Origin of the sequence: uncultured Microbulbifer sp. (assembly GCF_947489355.1) — a bacterium.
Lineage (GTDB): Bacteria > Pseudomonadota > Gammaproteobacteria > Pseudomonadales > Cellvibrionaceae > Microbulbifer.
Genome location: NZ_CANLDD010000246.1, coordinates 1 through 227, shown reverse-complemented (window position 1 = coordinate 227; position 227 = coordinate 1). Strand labels below are relative to the sequence as shown.

General features: G+C 53.3%; 1 protein-coding gene. It reads right to left on the bottom strand.

Translation table 11 applies throughout. The features are described from left to right. On the bottom strand, positions 1–227 hold a 227-nt coding region (locus tag Q1A48_RS21630; protein ID WP_299948960.1), incomplete at both ends, for a transposase.

The following is a 227-nucleotide window of genomic DNA, read 5'->3' as shown; positions in this document are numbered from 1 at the left end:
CTTTTGTGCGAGGCCCACGCCTGAATCAAGGTGCCGTCGACGCTGAAATGCTCTTCCGACAACAGTTGCTTCTGCCGGGCTATCCGCACCACTTCTTCGAACAGGGTGGGAATAATGTCGTGGGCAAGCAGGCGCTCACGGTTCTTGCTCAAAGTGGAATGATTCCACACCTTGTCATCGATGCTGAGGCCAACGAACCAGCGGAATAATATGTTATAGCGCATCTG